This is a genomic window from Duganella sp. HH101 (assembly GCF_001758795.1).
Classification (GTDB): Bacteria; Pseudomonadota; Gammaproteobacteria; order Burkholderiales; family Burkholderiaceae_D; genus Rugamonas; species Rugamonas rivuli.
In genome coordinates this window covers 301,289-320,128 of record NZ_LRON01000004.1, presented here as the reverse complement: position 1 = coordinate 320,128, position 18,840 = coordinate 301,289, and the positions used below count along the sequence as shown (strand labels likewise).

The following is an 18,840-nucleotide window of genomic DNA, read 5'->3' as shown; positions in this document are numbered from 1 at the left end:
TCCTCCGATCAAAGTTTGATGTAGATTTTCTGACGGTCCAGCACATACCCGACCGACCAGCAGCCCAGCATGTACACCACCGCCCACAGCAACGTCCCGTTGTAGGCGCCAGCCCACGGCCGGAACAGATTCAGGTAGACCCAGTCGAAGACGTTCAGGTCGCCGATCTTGAACAGGAAGAAGGTGGTCGCCACCACTTCGCTGAACAGGTAGATGAACAGCGTGTTGCGGCCGAAGACTTCGAAGAAGTAGGTCCAGCCGCGCTTGCCCAGCATGTCGATCACGTACAGCAGCAAGGACAGCGTGAACAGGTCGATGGCGATGGTGATCAGCGTGTAGGAGCTGGTCCACAGTTTTTTATTGAGCGGGAATACACTGCTCCAGCACAGCGCCAGTACAGCCAGTACAGCGCCGGACATGGCCAGCTTGGCGACCGTCTCGTAGCTGGCGCCCAGCCGGCGTACCAGGCGGCCGGCGAAATAGCCGGCCAACACATTGACGATCGAGGGCAGCGTGCTCAATATGCCCTCCGGATCGAAGGCGATGCCCTCGCCGTGATACATATGCGCCTCGCCCAGCACCAGCAGGTCCAGCTTGCGCTGCGCATTGCCGGCCAGCGTGTAGTCGCCGAAGCCGTACATGACGGCCCAGTAGCCCAGCAGCGCCAGCACCGCGAACACCACAGCGCCCTTCTCCTTCCAGTAATGCAGGATCAGCGAGCCGGCGCAGTAACCCAGCGCGATGCGTTGCAGTACACCGAAGATACGGGTGCCGGACAGCGGCAGTACAGTCAGCGAACCACCCTCGGTACTGAAGAACGGATACCAGTACATCAGGAAACCGCACAGGAAGATCAGCGCGGTGCGCGTGAAGATCTTCTTCAGCACCGCCGCCTCGCCCATGCCCTCGTACTTCTCCAGCGTGAAGCTGAGCGCCGTGCCGACCACGAACATAAAGGTCGGGAACACCAGGTCGGTCAACGTCAGGCCGTGCCATTCGGCGTGCAGGAAGGGAGCATAGGTGGTGGCCGGCGTGCCCGGCATGTTCACCATGATCATCAGCGCGACCGTCAGGCCCCGCAGCACGTCGATGGCTTGCGAGCGTTGATGCTGTGTTTTCATTGAGCGTCGACTTTCAGTGAGTGTGTTGGGTTGCTGCAAACGTTATCATCTTCGCCAAGGCGCGGCGAATGATCATAAACCTTTGATTTCATTATTTAATTCCCTGCCTGGCTTACAGTTCCTTACGCTTAAGGACGAGCCTGGCGGGGTGGCGCGACGGCGGCTGCAACAAAACTTCACAGAGCCTTACAAAATGTATTGCACGCCGTTGCGCGCTGTTGCGTTTCTGCTCAGGCCGGCAGGCGGATGGTGGCGTTCAAGCCTCCTTCGGGATGGTTCTCCAGCACCAGTTGGCCGCCGTGGGCCTCGATCACGCTGCGGGCGATGCCCAGGCCCAGGCCCATGCCGGCGTCGTTCTGCTCGCGGCCGTGCGCCAGCCGCACATAGGGATCGAACAGGCTGGCGAACGCGTCTTCCGGCACGCCGGGGCCATGATCGCGCACGGCGATCGCCACCACATCCGGGCCGCTGCTGACGCTGATCTCGGCGCGGTCGCCGTAGTACAAGGCGTTGTCCAGCAGGTTGCCGATGGCGCGCTTCAAGGCCAGCGGCTTGGCGCGCACCGTGATGCCGCTGTCGCGATAGCCCACCTCATGCCCGGCCAGCCGCGCGCTGCGCACCAGGCGGCCCAGCAGCGCATCCAGCTTGACCTCCGCCGGGTTCTCGTGGATGTCGCTGTCCTTCACGCATTGCAGCGCGCCTTTGACCATCATGTCCAGTTCATCGAGGTCTTCTTCGAACTCGTTGCGCAACGCCTCGTCGTCCAGCAGTTCGGAACGCAGCTTGAGGCGCGTGATCGGCGTACGCAGGTCATGCGAAATCGAGATGAACAGCCGCTCGCGATCCTCGATGTAGCGCTGGATGCGCTCGCGCATGGCGCTGAAGGCGCGCGCGGTGTTGATGAATTCCCGGCTGCCCGTCTCCGGCAGCGGCGGGGCGCGGTCGTCCTGGCCCTGGCCGAAAGCGGCGGCGGCATCCGACAAGGCGGCCAGCGGACGCGTGATCCAGCGCACCACCAGCAGGCAAAGCAGCAGCACCACGGCCAGCGACAAGCCTTGCAGCGACAGGCGGTCCCACGCCAGCGGATCGTTACTGCTCAAGAAGTACGGATTGGGCATCAACGCCGCCATGTACAGCCAGTTGCCCGGCTCGATCTCGGTCTGGATCACCAGGATGGGCGCGGGGTCCGGTTGCAGCAGCAGGATATGCTGGACCCAGGCGTCCGGCAGGTCGCTCAGGTGCACGCCGTCTTCGGACACCACCAGCTGCTCCGGCCAGGCGAAGGCCAGGTGGAAGCTGGGCGAATGCGGCAGGTCGCTTTTCAGCGTGGCGCCCACCGTCGCCAGCACGCTGCTCGCCAGCGGATGTGGAGCGATCTGCTGCACCGGCACGTAGGCGTGATTGAGGTTGACGAAGAAGCGCGTGCCGCCCATCTCGCGCAGCTGCTGGATCAGCAGCAGGCGGTAGTTCGGCGGCAGGCTGCGGAAGAAACGGATCGCGCCGGAAGCGCCGTGCGCCATGTACTGCGACGCCGACTGCGCTTCCACCTGCGCCTTGGCGCGCAGCTGGCTGGCCCAGATCACGCTGGCCGCCAGCTGCGTCACCAGCAGGCCGGCCGCCATCACCAGCATCAGGCGGCCCAGCAGCGACTGCGGCCAGATCCTGCCCAGCCGTTCCGACACTCGCCTAAGCATGCGAGACGCTGACATCGGCCGAGAACACGTAGCCGGCGCCGCGCACCGTCTTGATCAGGGCCGGCTGCTTGCCGTCGTCGTTCAGGCGCAGGCGCAGGCGGCTGATCTGCACGTCCAGCGAGCGATCCAGCGGACCGGCGTCGCGGCCGCGTGTCTCTTCGCACAGCACGCTGCGGTCCAGGATCACGCCCGGATGTTCGACGAAATACTTCAGCAGCTGGAAGTCCAGCCCCGTCAAGGCGACCACGGCGCCGGCGTTGTCGAGCACCTTGCGCTCCATCAGGTCCAGCGTGAAACCGACGAAGCGGTAGTAGCGCGCCGACGGCGTCTCCAGCGCGGTGCGGCGCAGGATGGCCTTGATGCGGGCCAGCAGTTCGCGCGGGCTGTATGGCTTGGCGATGTAGTCGTCCGCGCCCAGCTCCAGGCCGACGATGCGGTCGGTCTCGTCGGAGCTGGCGGTCAGCATGATGATGGGGACATTGGAACGCTGGCGTACCTGCTTGCACAGCGCGAAGCCGTCGGTATCGGGCAGCATCACGTCCAGGATCACCAGCGACAGCTGGTCGGTGTGGGCGTGCAGCTCGGCCAGGAAGCTCTCGCCGTTGTGCGACAAGATCACCTCGTACTGGTTTTTCTCCAGGTAGGTCTTGAGCAGGACGCGGGTCTTTTGGTCATCGTCTACGATCAGTATCTTGCGCACCGGGTGCTCCTTGGCTTCTGAGGTTAAACAAGCGGAACAGCGCGCCCAGGCGGCGTTGCGCCTCGGCCGGCGTGGACCGGTCGTCTAGAAAATATCGGTGGATTTCGGCGATGATGGCGTCGCGGCTGGCTTCATCGGTGGCCATGCGGTGCACCAGGCTTGGGGCCTGCACCGCCGCGCCCTGAGCGAAGGTGGTCCAGGAGGCGCGCGCGCAGCTGTCCATCTTCGACAGGTCGGCGTCGCGCCGCACCGGCACCGCGCCTTTCAGCGCGTTGTACTCCGCCTGCACCGGCGAGGACACCAGCAGCCGCGCCATCTTTTCCTGCGACGCCATATGGCGGTAGTCGCCGGCGAACATGGTCAGCGTATCGACACTGTACAGGTGGTACTTGCCCGTGTCCGGCGCGGTGCCGCAGGCATAGTCGTCGTCCAGCGCCATGCCGCGTTCGGCCAGCTCCGGCTTGGCCCAGTCGCCCATGATCATCATCGCGGCCTCGCGGCGCGAAAACTGGCGCACTACTTCCGGCCATGGGCGTTCGTCGAGCTGGCCGCTGATCCAGCCCTTGACCACGCGCAGCCGCTCCAGCGCCTCGGTGGTGCGGCGGTCGATGGCGGCGGCGGGATTGCGGCGCACGAACAGATCGCGGTAGAACTCAGGGCCGCTTTCGGCCAGCACCAGATTCTCGAACAGCGCGGCGACCTGCCAGGCTTCGCTGCTCTGCGCCAGCGGCACGATGCCGGCGGCCTTGAACTTGAGCGCGACGTTCTGGAATTCCGCCCACGTCTGCGGCGGCGCCAGTTTGAGCTGGGCGAACAGCGCGCGGTTGTAGTACAGCGTATTGACGCGGTGGATGCCAAGCGGCGCCGCCACCACGTGCTTGCGGTGCTGGATCAGCGCCTGGATGGTGGGGAACAGGAAGCCGTTCCAGTTGCCCGCGCTGGCAACGTTGTCGATTTCCAGCAGCAGGCCCAGTTCCGCCCATTCGGCGACAGATACGCCGATGATCTGCGTGACTTCGGGCGCATCGCCCGCCAGCACGCGGCTCTTCAGCACCTTGCCGGCGCCCAGCCCCGCGCCGCCGGGAATCGCGGCGTCCTTCCATTCGAGGCCTTCGTCGGCCATGCGGGCGGCCAGCGCATTGGCGGCCTTGCGTTCGCTGCTGGAGGTCCACCAGTGCAGCACTTGCAGCGTATTGAGGGAGGCGGCCGGCGATGCCGTGCCGGTCGCAGTGGCCTGCTGCGGCAGCTGCGTGGCCTGGGCCATGGTCAGCGCGCCGCAATTGAAGGCGCAGGCGGCGGCCAGCAAGCCGAAGGACCAGGCCTTGGCGGGCGGCGCGCGGCGGGTGGTCGAACGAAAGCGTAACCAGTCTAACCACGGCAAGGCTACTTTTTCTGTCGACGCAATCACTCGTTATCCCGAATAAAACAGTGCCACGATTATAACGGAGAAGGTAGCCTCCGGGATGAATTGGTATGCTTTGCGCGCGCCCTCCCCGCTCAGGGGTTGTCGATGCGCGACACCACGCCCGGCCTGCCGTTGCGGCCGAACGCGGCGACCTTGATCTGGCCCTTGTCCAATATGGGGCCGCTAACTGGTTTGCTAGTGGTATTCGGTTCGCTGCCATCGCTGGTGTAGCGCATCGCGATGCCCGGCAGGACGTGGTTGACCAGCACCTTGCCGCCATCGACCACCAGTCCTGGAGGCGCAATACGGTAGTCGACACCGGTGCGTTCCAGGTCCAGGCGCGGCAGCACGCGCTGGCTCAGCGTGTTGACGAAGCCGGACCATGCGGCGCGGTGCAGCGCGGTGGCTTTGGCGGCGTCGGTCTCCGTGGCCCAGGCAGGATCGGGCGCCCATGCACGCTCGGCCACCGCCAGCAGGCGTGGCATGACGAGGTAGTCCATGCGTTCCGGCGTGCGCACGGTTTCCGTGAACAGCGTCGCCTCCAGCCCGCGTATGCGGCGCTTGCCGTAGTCGGTCAGGGCGTCCTTGCCGACCAGCGGCGGATTGGCGTTCTTCAGGTAGTCCAGCGGGATGAAATCGTAGACCGTATCCAGTTCGACGTAGTCGCCCCAGTTCACGCCCGGCTCTTCGGGATTGGCGTTGTAGGCCATGTCCATGTACATCTTCGTCACCGGCGCCAGCACGATGTCGTAGCCTGCGTTGGCGAGACGATAGGCGAAGTCCTCGGCGCCCTCGGTGTTGTTCCAGACGTAGGCGCTGAAGCCGCGCTGCGTGAAGCGTGGGTTCGGAATCAGCTTATGCTCGCCGTGCACCTTGGTGGCGCGGGCCGCCATCTCTTCCCAGCCGGAGGCGTACAGGCCGTGCTTGCGCAGGATGGCGTCGACGCGGTCGTAGAAGTAGTCCCACAGTTCGGCGGTGCTCTCCAGTTTTTTCTTCTGCATGACCGCGCGGCTGGCGGGCGACTGCTCCCATGCGCCGCTCGGCAGCTCGTCGCCGCCGACGTGGATGGTGTGCAGCGGCGCGCCGGCCTCCTTGTGCATCGCCGCGACCTGCGCGATGACATGGTCGATGAAGGTGAAGCTCGATTCCAGGCCGGGATTGATCACGTGGTCGTTGTACAGCTGCGGCGATTTGTAGACCGACTTGTCGGCGAAATCGTTGAGCAGGTATTTGGCGGCGTCGCCCTTGCCTGCGGCTTTCAGGCGGTGGTAGCGGGCTTCCATCGCCTTGACGGCGGCGCGGGCGTGGCCCGGCATTTCGATTTCCGGGATCACCTCGATATGGCGGGCGGCCGCGTAGCGCAGGATTTCGATATATTCGGCGCGGGTGTAGTAGCCGGTGCCGCTGGCATCTGCAGGATTCGGACCGGAGCCATACGCTGGCTGCAAACGCACACCCGGCACGGCGCTATGGCCGCGCACCGCGCCGATGCTGGTCAGCTCGGGCAGGCCGGCGATCTCCAGCCGCCAGCCTTCGTCTTCGGTCAGGTGAAAGTGGAATTTATTGAGCTTGTAACGCGCCATCAGGTCCAGCAGCTTGAACACGGTCTGCTTGGTGTGGAAGTTGCGGCCGACATCCAGCTGGAAGCCGCGATACTCGAAGCGCGGCGCGTCGGTGATGGCCAGCTCCGGCAGTTCGATGCCGCCCGCTGCCGCCCCAGGCAACGGCAGCAGGTCGCGCAGCGATTGCAGGCCGTAGGCCACGCCGGCGGCGCTGTTGCCGACGATGTCGATGCCGCTGCCGGCCTTGATCGTCAGCGTGTAGGCTTCCGGCGAGGTGGAGCCGGGCACCGTGCCCACGCTCAGGCGCAGAGCGGCGGCGCCTGCGCTGCCGGTGTCGCCGGTGCCGGCGCTGCTGGCCGGCAGGCTGGCCGCGAGCAGCGAGCGTGCGAATGCGGCTTCGGTCTTCAGCACGGCCGGTGCGGAGATATTCGGCAGCGCCGCCAGTTTCAACTTTCCGCCGCCAGCCTCCAGATGCTGCGGCGTCGGGAACACCGGCGGCAGCGCGGCGGCCGGCAGCCAGTCGGCATTGGCGTTTCGACGATAGATATCCTGCACGGTGACGACAGGCTTGGCGCCGCTGCCGCCCTTGTCCAGCTGCTCCGGACGCGTGACCGGCAGCAGCTGGTAATCGGCGATGGCCTGGCCGACATCCGGCGCGTCATCGTAGACCAGGTAAGGCCCGGCCGGCGCCTTGGCAAGCTTGATCACCAGGTCCGGATGGTTGTAGGCGATATTCAGTGTCTGCCCGGCCGGCACGCCGGCAAAGCCCGGCGCGGGACGAATGCGGAACAAATTGCCCGCAACCTGCTCCAGCACCAGCTTGCCCTCCAGCGGTCCGGTCGACACGCCGTCCATGACATTGAAGTACAACGACCAGCCCTGCGCAGGCAAAGGCTGCTGGCCGAGGTTGGACAGGACAAAGCGCGCCTGCGTTCCACCACCCGGCAACTCGGGCGTGAACACAGTGCGCACCAGCTCCCAGCGCAGGCGAAGCTGCGCGCCGTTGGCAAATCCCTCCAACGCGCCCTTCCCCACCGGCGCCTTCGCTTCCGCCGCCGCATATGCCGCCGGCGCCACCTGCATCAACGAACCGCCCGCCATCGCCACCATCAGCCACGAGGCCAAAACGAAACCACCGCCCTTGCTCTGCTTACGCATTCGATTCCTTTTCATTTACCAGGTCGCGCCAAAACGGATGCCGTAGATGCGCGGGTCATTATAGGATGCCGTTACATAGCCGGGATCCACCACGCTTGCATAGTTCTTCGCCAGCGTCTGCCCCCAGTTTTTCACATAAGCCTCCACATGCCATTTTCCGTTCGGCGAAACCAGCTTGAGCGCCGCATCGACCGTGGTGTAGGCTTTCTGCGCATCGGAGATGTGGGGATTATCCAGATTCCGCAGCGAGAAGTACATCTTGTCCTGCCAGCGCGCCGAAATCCATGGCGTCAGCGTGTATTCGCCAATCTCAAAATCCTGCGACACATTCAGGTTCAGCGTATTGGCCGGTGCATACGGCAGGCGGTTGCCCGCGATATTCAAGGGGAATTTACCGGCGAACAGCGGATCTGTGCCCTCGTACGCGACGCAAGGCGGAGCGCCGTACTTCTCGCGGATATTACAGCTGATCGAGCCATCCTCGCTATAGGTCGGATAGGACTTGATGACCGCCTTCAGGTGCGAGTACGAATAGCCGATGTGCGAACCAGGCCAGGGCTTGTACTCGCCCTCGATCTCCAGGCCGGAGATATTCGCCTGCGCCGCATTCTGCGTGCCGTAAATGACCACGCTGTCGCAGTAAGGATTGGTGACGGTGCACGGCACCTTGGGAATGATCTTGCCGACGGTGACGCCGCCGGTCAGCTGCATGTCCTTGTAGCGGCTGTAGAACGCCGTGGCCGAGAAAGTCAGCTTGTTGTTCAGCAGCCGGCCCTTGTATCCAAGCTCGAAGTTCGTCAGCGTCTCCGGGTTCCACGGCATGTTGGTGTAGTGCGGCCCCGGCGTCATGCCGGCGCAATTGCCGTTCAAGCCGGTGCGACAGATGTCCTCCTTGTCGCTGAAGCCACCGGCCTTGTAGCCGGTCGACAGCGAGGTGTACACCAGGTCGCGCGGCGTCAGCTGGCGGCTCAGGCCCAGGCGCCACGTAAACTTCTTCCACGACGCCGAATCGTCGCTGATCACCGGATGGATGGACGAATCGAAACCGGCCGCGCCGTAGTAGCCGCCCATGCCGGGCTTCAGGTCCGAGCTGTTGAACGGAACGAAGCCGGGCGTTCCCGGCGTGCCGGGATTGTGCAGTCCCTTGAAGTAGATCGCAGGATCGTCCGAGAACGCCGTGTCCCAGTACTGGCCGCCGACATCCTTGCGGGTGTCGCGGGTCATGCGGCCGCCCACGGTCAGGTTCCAGGTCGGCGCGAACTCCCAGTCGGCCTGCGCGAAGATGGCCTTGGAATCGGACTGGCGGTCGGCCTGGTGATAGAAATACGACTCGGCCGGGAAGCCGTAAGTGCCCCACGAAGCGCCGAGGTAATCCTGCGCGTAGTCGATCATGTTCTTCTCGTGCATCCAGAACAGGCCGGCCACGTAGCGCAGGCGGTCGTACTTGCCGCGCAGTTGCAGCTCATGGACGGTGGAGACGTACTTCGAAGCAGTGGTGTAGGTGGCGAAGTCGTTAAACGGAGATGTGCCAGGCCGCGTGGCCAGCTCGCTCTCGATGGGCTGGTAGCCGCTGTCGCTGTCCTGGATCTCGCGCCGCTTCTGGCTCGACCACGAGGCGTTGTATTCGATGGTGGTGGACGGGTTCAAGTCCCATACCAGGCCGCTGCGCACGGTATCGATGGTCATATCCATCACACCCGGCACGTTGACCTTCACGTCCCACTGCCCGCCGGTGCAGGCGTAGGGCGTGCCGGCCGCCTGTTCGCAATCCTTGATCGGCAGGTCGCCCGCGCCGTTGTTCTGGTACTTCTCGTAGGTCAGCCGCCAGTCCAGGTCCGGCCGGATTTTCCAGCGCGCCTGCAAGCGCGCCGCGTATTCATCCTTGTTGGTGTAGAACTTGTCGGCGCCGACCTTCTGGTTGAAGCGCTGGTCGACGTCCGGAATGATCTTGCCGGCGGCGTCGCGCGCAGGCACGATGCCCAGCGCCGGGAAATCCGCCGCGTAGAAATCCTGCTGCTGGTTGATGTAGCCGTCGCGCTTGATCTTCATCGCCGTGACGCGCATCGCGAAACTGTCATTGACCGGGATGTTCTGCACCGCCGATATCTGGCGTCCGCGGTAGTTGCCGACATCCGCCTCGACGGTGCCGTAGCTGCTGCCGAATTCCGGCTTGGCCGGGATGATGTTGATGCTTCCGCCGGTCGAGTTACGACCGAACAGCGTGCCCTGCGGACCGCGCAGCACCTCGACCTGATCCAGGTCGAACATCAGCGCCAGCGCAGCCTGGGGGCGCGGCTGGTACAGGCCCGCCACGTGCAGGCCCACGGCCGGGTTGCCGATCTCCGTGAAGTCGGAGCTGCTCACGCCCCGGATCGCGATCTGCACCCCGCCGCTGCCGTCGTTCGACGTCCCCAGTTGCAGGTTGGGGATCTGGCCGCTCAAGCCGCGCACGTCGGTGATGCCGTCGCGGCTCAATGCCTCCTGCGTCACCGCCGTTACCGCCACCGGCGTCTTGAGCAGCGACGTGGAATGGCGCGTCGCCGTCACCTTGACCTCCGCCACCTGGTCCTTGGTGGCGATGGCCGACGTATCGCCACCTTCTTGCTGCTGCGCCGCCGCGCCGCCGGCCATGCAAGCGCAGGCGCTGGCGATGGCGAGACTCATTAACTTTTTATTGGTACTTTGATGCGACATCATTGCTCTCCCGATTAAAACGTTATTTATCCCGCCATCTACCCAGCATTCCGCTCAGCTTTTTTAGAACTTGGCTTTCAAGCCAACGCTGTAGCGCGCACCGTTTTCATACACACCCACCGGCAAACCATCCGTTGTATTGGTGCGGATGACTTCATTGGTGATGTTCACCGCCGTGAAGTACAGGCTGACCTTCGGCGTGATATCCCAGCTTGCCGACGCATCCCACTGGCCGTAGGCGCTGGTCACGTCCTGTCCGCCCTCATCGAGCGCACCGTAAGCCTTGGAGCGGTAGTTGTACGACAGCCGCGCGCTGTAGCCGTTCTTCTCGAAGAAGCCGGTGATATTGGCCTGGTTGCGCGAGTTGCCCACCACGTTCAGCTTCACGCCACCTGCATTGGCGCCGGTCTTGGCGTCGGTGTAGGTGTAGTTGACGATGGCGCCGAAGCCGCTGCTGAAGGCTTGCTGCCATTGCAGTTCCAGGCCGTTGACCGTTTCGCCGTTGTTGGCGTTGTACGGCCGAGTCACCGGACGCATCACACCGGCCACGTTTTCCTGCGTCGTTTGCGTGTAGATGAAGGTGTCCAGCTTCTTCGCAAACAGGGTCGCCGACAGCAGCGACGCATCGGCGTAGTACCACTCGGCGCCGATCTCCGCCTGGTTGGCGTGGTAGGGCTTGAGCAACGGATTGCCGGAGGTGGCGGCGTTGGTGGTGCCGCTGATTTCCGTACTGGCGCTCAAATCGCTGTAGGTGTTACGCGCCATCACACGCGCCACGGCGCCGCGCACCAGCAAGTCCTTGTTGACGGTGTAGACCGCGTTCAGGTTGGGCAGCACATCGGTGTAGCTGCGGCTGACGTTCGCCAGCGTGTAGCCGCTGCTTCCCGCCACAGGCTGAAACGCCTCGGAGTTCTGGTCGGTCTTGACGATGCGGGCGCCGAAGTCGCCGCGCCATTGGCCGAAGGCGAAGTCCGCGCGCGCATAGGTCGCGTAGATTTTCTCCTTGATCTTGTAGTACTCGCCGATCGCTTCCGCGTAGACCATGCCCTTGTCGTACATCGGGAAGCCCTTGGAATAAGCCAGGCCATCATCCACCCACGCATACTGGGTCAGTGATCCAGGATTGGCGGCCTTCTGGCTCAACAGCGGCGATGCACCGGTCGACAAGTCGGCCAGCGTGAACGACTGCCAGCCCGCGTTGCCAGGACCGTCGGTGCCGATGGTGCGATGGTTCTGCACCGTGGTGTCGCGGAACTTGGCGCCCACCTTGACCGACTTGAGGAAACCGTTGTTCAGGTCCAGCGTCAGGTCGCCCTGCGCGTAGTTCTCCTTGGTCTCCATGCGACGTATCCAGTCGCGCGAATTTTGCAGGACCAGCTTGGTCGGGTCGAGCGGATTGATGTCATGGTACTTGACCTCATAGGTGTCCGGCGCGATGTTGAAGGTGGTGCGGGTATTCCCGACGAACCAGAAGTTGCGGTCATGGTCGCTGCCGCCGGAGCCCTTGGTGGTGCCGGCCTGGCCGTGGAATTTCCAATTGTCCGCGTCGTAGGTGCCTTCCAGGTCCAGCACTTCCGACTTCACGTAGGACTGGCGGAAGATAGGCTCGAACGACACGCCGCCCGTCGGGCCGACGGTGCCGCCAACCAGCGCCTTGGTGCCGTCGGAGGTGGTGATGAACTTCGGATTGGTGACGGCGATATTGCCCTTCTTGTCCGCCAGGCCGCCCGCTTCCCACAGGTAGTTCTGGTTGCTGTTGTCCATGCTCATGTCCGAGTTCATGTAGTTCAGCGAGAGGTCCGTGTTGGCGTTCGGGCGGGCCTGCAGCGTGATGTCGCCTGTGGTGCGCTTGCGGTCCTGGCGGAAGATGGCCGAGCCGCCGCCCCACGACGCATAAGCGCCCGGCGTGACGACGCCGTTCTGGTCGACGATGTTGTACTTGGTCGAATCGGTGAAGTTTTCCAGGCCGTCGCGGCGCATGGTGCGCTGCTGGCGGCTCAGCGCGACCAGTGCGCCGAAGGTCTTCTGCTCGTTGGTCCAGCTCAGCAAACCGGAAAGCTGCGGATCGGTCTTCTTCGGCAGCTTGCTGTAGGTCGCTTCCGCCGACACCTGCGCCACCAGCGGCTTCAGTTGGAACGGCTTGCGGGTCTTGACGATGACCAGGCCACCGATGCTGCCCTCGTCCAGGTCGGCCGACGGGCTTTTGTACACGTCGATGCTTCCAACCAGTTCCGAGGCCAGGATGTCGTAGTTGAAGCCACGGCTCTGCGAATCGTTCTTCCACCAGTAGCCCGAAGCGACGGCCTGGCCGTTCAACTGCGTCAGGTTCAGGTTCTTGTCGGTGCCGCGCACGAAGATGTCGCGGCCCTCGCCCCAGGTGCGGTCCACGGAGATGCCCGGCACGCGCTGCAGCGAGTCGGCCACGTTCTTGTCGGGGAACTTGCCGACTTCCTCGGCAGTCACGGTGTCGATGACGTTGCCGGAATCGCGCTTCTCGGCCAGGTTGCGCTTCAGACGCTCGCGGATGCCGCGCACCTCAACGGTTGCGGTATCGCCAGCGGGTACCGCATCGCTGGCCTGCGCCGCTTCGGCCGCCACTGGATCGGCCGCATAGGCATGGTGCGCAAAGCCGCCGCTCAGCGCCAGCGCGATCAAGTTAGGTAGTAGTTTTTTCTTAAATACCGGCTTAGTCATTCAATTCTCCTTGTTTGAAAATGTGAACCGCATAGATCTCAGACGCTGCGCATCATGCCGCGCGCGGCCGAAACCATATTCCCCGGACGCAGGCGTCGTAGCGCCTGTCCCCCTTCGTCAAACACGTGGAAGGCGGTGCTGTCGGCCGAAAAGACGATGGACTGTCCGATCTCGACATGACGTTCGCCGTCTCCGCGTATCACCACGTCTTCTCCACCCTCACGACTGACGTAGATGTAATTGGCTTCGCCCAGGTGTTCGACCACACTGACCTCGCCTTTGAAAACTTCCGAACCGGCGCGCGATTCGCTGATATGTTCGGCGCGCAGGCCCAGCGTTACCTTTGTGCCGATGCGCAGGCCGCTGCCATCGACATAGGCGCGCACCGACTCGCCGCTGGGCAGCAGCACCAGCACGCCGCCGGGGCCCGCCTCGGCGATGGTGCCCGCCATCAGGTTCATCTTCGGCGAGCCGATAAAGCTCGCCACGAACAGGTTGCGCGGCTGCTGGTACAGGTCCAGCGGCGTGCCGGCCTGCTGGATCTGCCCTTCGTGCATGACGACGATCTTGTCGCCCAGCGTCATCGCCTCGACCTGGTCGTGCGTGACGTAGACGATGGTGGCGTCCAGCTGGCGGTGCAGCTTGGCGATCTCCAGGCGGGTCTGCACGCGCAGCGCGGCGTCCAGGTTGGACAGCGGTTCGTCGAACAGGAACAGGCGCGGTTCGCGCACGATGGCGCGGCCGATGGCCACCCGCTGCCGCTGGCCGCCGGACAGCTCGCGCGGCAGGCGCTCCAGCAGATGCTCGATCTTCAGCGTAGCGGCGGCGCGGGCGATGCGCTCCTTGATCGCCGCCTTGCCCTGCCCGGCCACCTTCAGGCCGAAGGCCATGTTCTGGAACACCGTCATGTGCGGATACAGCGCGTAGCTCTGGAACACCATGGCGATGCCGCGTTCGGCCGGCGGCAGGTGGTTGACCACCTCGTCGCCGATGGACATGCTGCCGGCGGTGATGCTCTCCAGGCCGCACAGCATCCGCAGCAGCGTCGATTTGCCGCAGCCGGAAGGGCCGACCAGCACCACGAACTCGCCGTGCGCGATATCCAGGTCGATTCCGGCCAGGACATCGGTCTTGCCATCGTAGGATTTACGCAGCTGCTTCAGGCTGACACTTGCCATTACATTCCTCTTTCAGTTATTGGGTTACTTGACCGCGCCGGCCGTCAGGCCGCGGATCAACTGGCGCGAAAACAGCGCGTACAAAATCAGCATCGGTATCACCGCCAGCGACAGCGCCGCCAGCACGGAATTCCAGTCGGTGACGTACTGGCCGATGAACTGCTGCACGCCCAGCGTGACGGTCTTGGTGCGGTCGGACGGCGCCAGGATCAGCGGGAACCACAGATCGTTCCAGGCCGGGATCATGGTGAACACCGCCACCGTCGCAATCGCCGGCCGTATCAGCGGCAGCACCACCTGGAAGAAGATGCGCACCTCGCCGACGCCGTCGCAGCGCGCCGCATCCTTCAGTTCCGACGGCACCTGGCGCATGAATTCAGACAGGATCATGACCGCCAGCGGCAGGCCCTGCGCCGTGTAAACCAGGATCAGCGCGGCCAGCGTGTTGACCAGCTCCAGCTTGACCATCAGCTCCAGGATCGCCACGGTGCCGAGGCGGATCGGGATCATGATGCCGAGGGCCAGGAACAGCGTCAGCACGCGGTTGCCCATGAAGCTGTATTCCGACAGCGCCCATGCCGCCATCGCGCCGAACAGCACGATGCACAGCAGCGCCAGCAGGGTCACATACAGGCTGTTGCCGAAGTAGAGCAGGAAGTTGGTGCTGGCCAGGACTTTCTGGAAGCCGATGAAGGTCAGCGACTCCATCGTCGGCAGCGCCAGCGGATCGTCGAAGATGGCGGCGCGGCTCTTGACCGAGTTAATCAGGATCAGCGCGATCGGGAACAGCGCCAGCACGGTGTAGGCGATCAGCGCGGCGTGCACCATCAGGCGGCCCAGGTCGAAGCGGGCGGCCAGCGGTACGGGTGGATTCATGGCGATAGCGGTCATGGCGCGGCCCTCACAGTGCGAAGCGGGTCAGCCTGCGCTGGACACCGACGAAATAAACCCCCACGCCGGCCAGGATCACCAGGAACATCAGCGTGGCGACAGCGGAACCCAGGTAGGCATTGCCGACCTGCGCCTGGTAGCCGAAGAAGGTCCGGTAGAACAGCGTGCCCAGGATATCGGTCGAATAATTCGGCCCGGCCAGCGCGCCCTTGATCGAGTAGATCAGGTCAAAAGCGTTGAAGTTGGCGACAAAGGTCAGTATCGTCACCAGGCCCAAAGTCGGATAGATCAACGGCAGCTTGATCTGCCAGAAGATGCGCAGCGCGCCGGCGCCCTCCACGTGCGCCGCTTCGACGATTTCCTCCGGCACCGCCAGCAGTGCGGCGTAGATCAGCATCATCGGCATGCCGATGTACTGCCACACCGAGATCATCGACAGCGTCGCCAGCGCGGTTTCCTCCTGGCCCATCCACGGCGCGAACCAGTCGGCCAGGCCGGCAAAGCCCATCAGCTTTTCACCCACGCCCCACAGCGGCGACAGGATCAGCTGCCAGATAAAGCCGATGATCACCACCGACAGCAGCGTCGGCAAAAAGATCAGCGTGCGGTAGGTACGGGCGCCGCGCAGCCCTTTCAAGCTAAACAACGTCGCCAGCAGCAGGCCGACGGGGTTTTGCAGCAGCATATGGATGCAGAAGAACTTGGCGTTGTTGGCCATCGCGTTCCAGAAGCCGGCCGACCAGTCGGGATCGAGCAGGATGGTGCGGAAGTTCTCCAGGCCGACGAAGACGGTCTTGCCGCTGTCGTCCGCGCTGAAGAAGCCCTGTCCCAGCGTCTGCACCAGCGGCAGTGCGCTGAACAGGGAATAGATCAGCACCGCCGGCGCCAGGAACAGCAGCAGCTGCCAGGGCCGCACCGTATTAACCGCATGTTTCAAATAAACCTCCGGAATTCAGAATTCGGGCAAAAAAAGAGCCGGCGCCGCGCCCGGCGCCGGCCAAAGGAATCACACAATCAGGGGGAGGGATTGGTGTGATACTACTTTTGCTGTGGCTTGTACCACTTCGCAAATCCGTTTTGCAGCTTGGCCGCGGCGTCCTTGGGCGCCAGCTTGCCGTTCAATACCTGTGCGTTGACGTTCCACAGTTCGCTCTCCATGCTCGGTTGACCGCGATTCAGCACCTGGGCGTTGAAACGGATGGTCGAGGCGCAGGTGCTGCGCCATTCCGCCATCTGCTTGGCCACCGGGTCGCGCACCGCGATCAGGTGGTTCGACAGCGAGAAGAAGCCGGTCACGCGGTTGGTGTAGATGTCCGCGAACTCCTGCGAGCCCACCCAGGCCAGGAATTTGAAGGCGTCGTCCTTGTTGCGCGATTTCTTGTTGATGCCGATGCCGATGTCCATGTGGTCGGAGATGAAGCACGGATCGCCCGCCTTGCGCACCGGCGGCGGAAACGCGCCCAGCTCCAGCCCCGGCGTCTGGCCGAAGTACGAGATGTCCCACGAGCCGGTCGGGTAGATCGCCGCGCGGCCCAGCGCGAACTGGTTCTGACTGTCGCCGTAGGTCTGGGCGCTGGCGCCCTTGCTCAGATAAGTGCCCATGCGCTGCTCGAACTGCAAGGCCTCGACGAAGGGAGCGTCGGTCAGCCTGGCTTTGCCGGCGATCAGCGCTTTGCGGCCTTCCTCGCCGCGCCAGAAGTTCGGGCCGATATTGGTATAAACCATTTGGCTCGATTCCCACTGGTCGGCCGTGCCCAGCGCCAGCGGCGCTACGCCGCCCTTCTTCAGCGCTTCCAGCACCGCGAAAAATTCATCCACCGTTTTCGGCGGCTGCAGGTTCAGTTTCTTGAAGATCTTCTTGTTGAACAAAAAACCGTGGATCACGGAGGCCACCGGCATGCAGAAGGTGTCCTTGGCGTCGTCGGTCTGCCAGGCGACCGTCGACGTGGGCGCGAAGTTCTGCATGCCCGCTTTGCCGTCCAGTTTTTCCAGGTGCCCCTTCTTGTACAGCGACAGCGATACGTCGAACGGGCGGCAGGCGATCAAGTCGCCGGCCGTGCCGCCGGCCAGGCGCGCGGCCAGGCTGGAATCGTATTCGGTCGGCGCGGTCGGTGCGAACTTCACTTCGATGCCGGGATTACTTTTCTCGAAGGCCGGCAGCAATACCTTTTCCCATAGCGTCTTGTCGTCGACGCGCCAGCTTTCGATCACCAGGGTGCCTGCCTGCGCGGCCGGCGCGGAAAACATGGCGGTCAACAGAGCGTTACGAACAATCCGGCGTACTTGCATGGTTAAGTCCTTTTTGCGTAGCTTTATTTACAACGATGAATTTATTCTAGCATTGGCTTTTCTGTGACAAGAGAGTTAGTTGCACCTTGGAATTAATATCGCAAGCCGTTGATTTTATTGGAATTATTTTTTACCTTACAGGCGCCGGATTACATTTCCTTACCGCTGAAGGGGCCGCAACGGGGTCCACGCCCCGGGTTGGCGCAGCACTGTGCAAGGCTTCGCAAGAAATGCTTACAAAACTTAACAAAACTGTTGTGGCGCCTGTTGCAGGAAGGAGGCAAAGCGGCCGCGATCAGCAGATAAAGCCGTGTTTAGTAAACCTGCGCTAAACTTTTCACCTAAGCCGCCAAGTCGTTTGACCCTGGCAGGACGCTGATGCAGACTTCTCGAAAAATAATGGAGACAAGATGGACCAAGCCACCAAAGACGTCGCAGTGACGATCAGGGATATCGCCCGCGTCGCCGGGGTGTCCGCCGGGACGATTTCGCGCGCGTTGAAGAACGAACCGGGATTGACCGAAGCCACGCGCCAGATGGTGCTGGAGGCAGCGCGGGAACTCGGCTACGACTTCTGCAAACTGCGCCCGAAACGACTGCGCCGCCTGACCTTCCTGCTGCACCGCCAGCACAACACCGCATCCAGCAGCCCGTTCTACTCGCCGGTGTTGCACGGCGCCGAGGAAGCCTGCCGCAAACAGGGCATCGTGCTGTCGTTCATGGCGGTCGGCCCGGCGGACGGCCTGATCGACCAGATACGCATGCACGCGCCGGACGGCATCGTCTGCGCCGGCTTCTTCGAACCGGAGACGCTGGAAGCGTTGCGCTCCACCGGCAAGCAGCTGGTGCTGATCGACATGAAGCTGCGCGGCTACAGCTCCGTCAACCCGGACAATATGATGGGCGGCTACCTGGCCACCAAACACCTGATCGACGCAGGCCGCACCCGCGTGGGCCTGATCTCCGGCCCGCTGTCGCACTACAGCATCCGCGAGCGCGCACGCGGCTACCGCCAGGCGCTGTTCGAGGAAGGCATACTGGCCGACCCGCGCCTGGAAGCCGGCCTGCCCGATGGCGTCGATCTCGAAACCGGCGCATGGGAAGCGATGGAGCAGCTGCTGTCCCTGCCCCATCCGCCCGACGCCGTGTTCTGCTACAACGACAGCGCCGCCCTGGTGGCGATGCGCTGCTGCCTGGCCAAGGGCCTGAAGGTCCCGCACGACATGGCCATCGTGGGCTTCGACGATATCGCCACCGCCGTGCTGGGACACCGTCCGTTGACGACGCTGCGCATCGACAAGAAGGCGCTGGGCGCACTGGGCGTGGAGCTGCTGCTGCAAGGCCAGTTGGCGGGCCCGGTGGAAAAGATCGCGCCGGTGGAGCTGATCGTACGCGCCAGCACCGTGGTCGAAGGCTGGCGCCCGAAGACTCCCGCAACCCCTAAATGGACCTGA

At 63.6% G+C, this 18,840-nt stretch carries 12 protein-coding genes; 1 reads left to right on the top strand and 11 read right to left on the bottom strand.

Annotated features, from left to right (window positions below):
- Positions 1-8: 8 nt before the first annotated feature.
- From DUGA2_RS08950 to DUGA2_RS08900, 11 genes are all read right to left on the bottom strand, one after another.
- Entirely contained in the window at positions 9-1,121 is a 1,113-nt protein-coding gene (locus DUGA2_RS08950; protein WP_070268876.1) for an acyltransferase family protein, read from the bottom strand.
- Between the two features lie 230 nt (positions 1,122-1,351).
- Positions 1,352-2,815, bottom strand: a complete 1,464-nt coding sequence (locus DUGA2_RS08945) for an ATP-binding protein (protein WP_141753219.1) — start codon at positions 2,813-2,815, stop codon at positions 1,352-1,354.
- Complete coding sequence (locus tag DUGA2_RS08940; RefSeq protein WP_008450376.1) at positions 2,808-3,515, bottom strand: response regulator; 708 nt, start codon at positions 3,513-3,515, stop codon at positions 2,808-2,810. The genes DUGA2_RS08945 and DUGA2_RS08940 overlap by 8 nt, the downstream gene beginning before the upstream one ends.
- A complete protein-coding gene (locus DUGA2_RS08935; protein WP_083296260.1) occupies positions 3,487-4,923 on the bottom strand; it encodes an ABC transporter substrate-binding protein in 1,437 nt (478 codons plus the stop codon). The genes DUGA2_RS08940 and DUGA2_RS08935 overlap by 29 nt, the downstream gene beginning before the upstream one ends.
- Before the next feature lie 89 nt (positions 4,924-5,012).
- A complete protein-coding gene (locus DUGA2_RS08930; protein ID WP_070268872.1) occupies positions 5,013-7,640 on the bottom strand; it encodes a family 20 glycosylhydrolase in 2,628 nt (875 codons plus the stop codon).
- Between the two features lie 15 nt (positions 7,641-7,655).
- Complete coding sequence (locus DUGA2_RS08925; RefSeq protein WP_229214643.1) at positions 7,656-10,304, bottom strand: TonB-dependent receptor; 2,649 nt, start codon at positions 10,302-10,304, stop codon at positions 7,656-7,658.
- Positions 10,305-10,397: 93 nt separating this feature from the next.
- Complete coding sequence (locus tag DUGA2_RS08920; RefSeq protein WP_070268871.1) at positions 10,398-13,028, bottom strand: TonB-dependent receptor; 2,631 nt, start codon at positions 13,026-13,028, stop codon at positions 10,398-10,400.
- Between the two features lie 38 nt (positions 13,029-13,066).
- Complete coding sequence (locus tag DUGA2_RS08915; protein WP_070268868.1) at positions 13,067-14,206, bottom strand: ABC transporter ATP-binding protein; 1,140 nt, start codon at positions 14,204-14,206, stop codon at positions 13,067-13,069.
- Between the two features lie 24 nt (positions 14,207-14,230).
- On the bottom strand, positions 14,231-15,097 hold the full coding sequence (locus DUGA2_RS08910) for a carbohydrate ABC transporter permease (protein WP_070268867.1): 867 nt from the start codon (positions 15,095-15,097) through the stop codon (positions 14,231-14,233).
- A gap of 10 nt (positions 15,098-15,107) precedes the next feature.
- Positions 15,108-16,034 (bottom strand): carbohydrate ABC transporter permease, encoded by a 927-nt coding sequence (locus DUGA2_RS08905; protein ID WP_070268865.1) that lies wholly within the window; start codon positions 16,032-16,034, stop codon positions 15,108-15,110.
- Between the two features lie 101 nt (positions 16,035-16,135).
- A complete protein-coding gene (locus DUGA2_RS08900) occupies positions 16,136-17,386 on the bottom strand; it encodes an ABC transporter substrate-binding protein (RefSeq protein WP_070268863.1) in 1,251 nt (416 codons plus the stop codon).
- 410 nt (positions 17,387-17,796) lie between these two features.
- On the opposite strand from DUGA2_RS08900, the gene DUGA2_RS08895 reads away from it, so the two are divergent.
- Positions 17,797-18,840, top strand: coding sequence for a LacI family DNA-binding transcriptional regulator (locus tag DUGA2_RS08895; RefSeq protein WP_070268862.1), 1,044 nt, complete (start codon positions 17,797-17,799; stop codon positions 18,838-18,840).

Bases quoted from the DNA above. Each gene is read 5' to 3' on its own strand.
- DUGA2_RS08950 (WP_070268876.1), bottom strand. From the start codon at position 1,121: ATGAAAACACAGCATCAACGCTCGCAAGCCATCGACGTGCTGCGGGGC.
- DUGA2_RS08945 (WP_141753219.1), bottom strand. From the start codon at position 2,815: ATGCTTAGGCGAGTGTCGGAACGGCTGGGCAGGATCTGGCCGCAGTCG.
- DUGA2_RS08930 (WP_070268872.1), bottom strand. From the start codon at position 7,640: ATGCGTAAGCAGAGCAAGGGCGGTGGTTTCGTTTTGGCCTCGTGGCTG.
- DUGA2_RS08925 (WP_229214643.1), bottom strand. From the start codon at position 10,304: ATGAGTCTCGCCATCGCCAGCGCCTGCGCTTGCATGGCCGGCGGCGCG.
- DUGA2_RS08920 (WP_070268871.1), bottom strand. From the start codon at position 13,028: ATGACTAAGCCGGTATTTAAGAAAAAACTACTACCTAACTTGATCGCG.
- DUGA2_RS08915 (WP_070268868.1), bottom strand. From the start codon at position 14,206: ATGGCAAGTGTCAGCCTGAAGCAGCTGCGTAAATCCTACGATGGCAAG.
- DUGA2_RS08910 (WP_070268867.1), bottom strand. From the start codon at position 15,097: ATGACCGCTATCGCCATGAATCCACCCGTACCGCTGGCCGCCCGCTTC.
- DUGA2_RS08900 (WP_070268863.1), bottom strand. From the start codon at position 17,386: ATGCAAGTACGCCGGATTGTTCGTAACGCTCTGTTGACCGCCATGTTT.
- DUGA2_RS08895 (WP_070268862.1), top strand. From the start codon at position 17,797: ATGGACCAAGCCACCAAAGACGTCGCAGTGACGATCAGGGATATCGCC.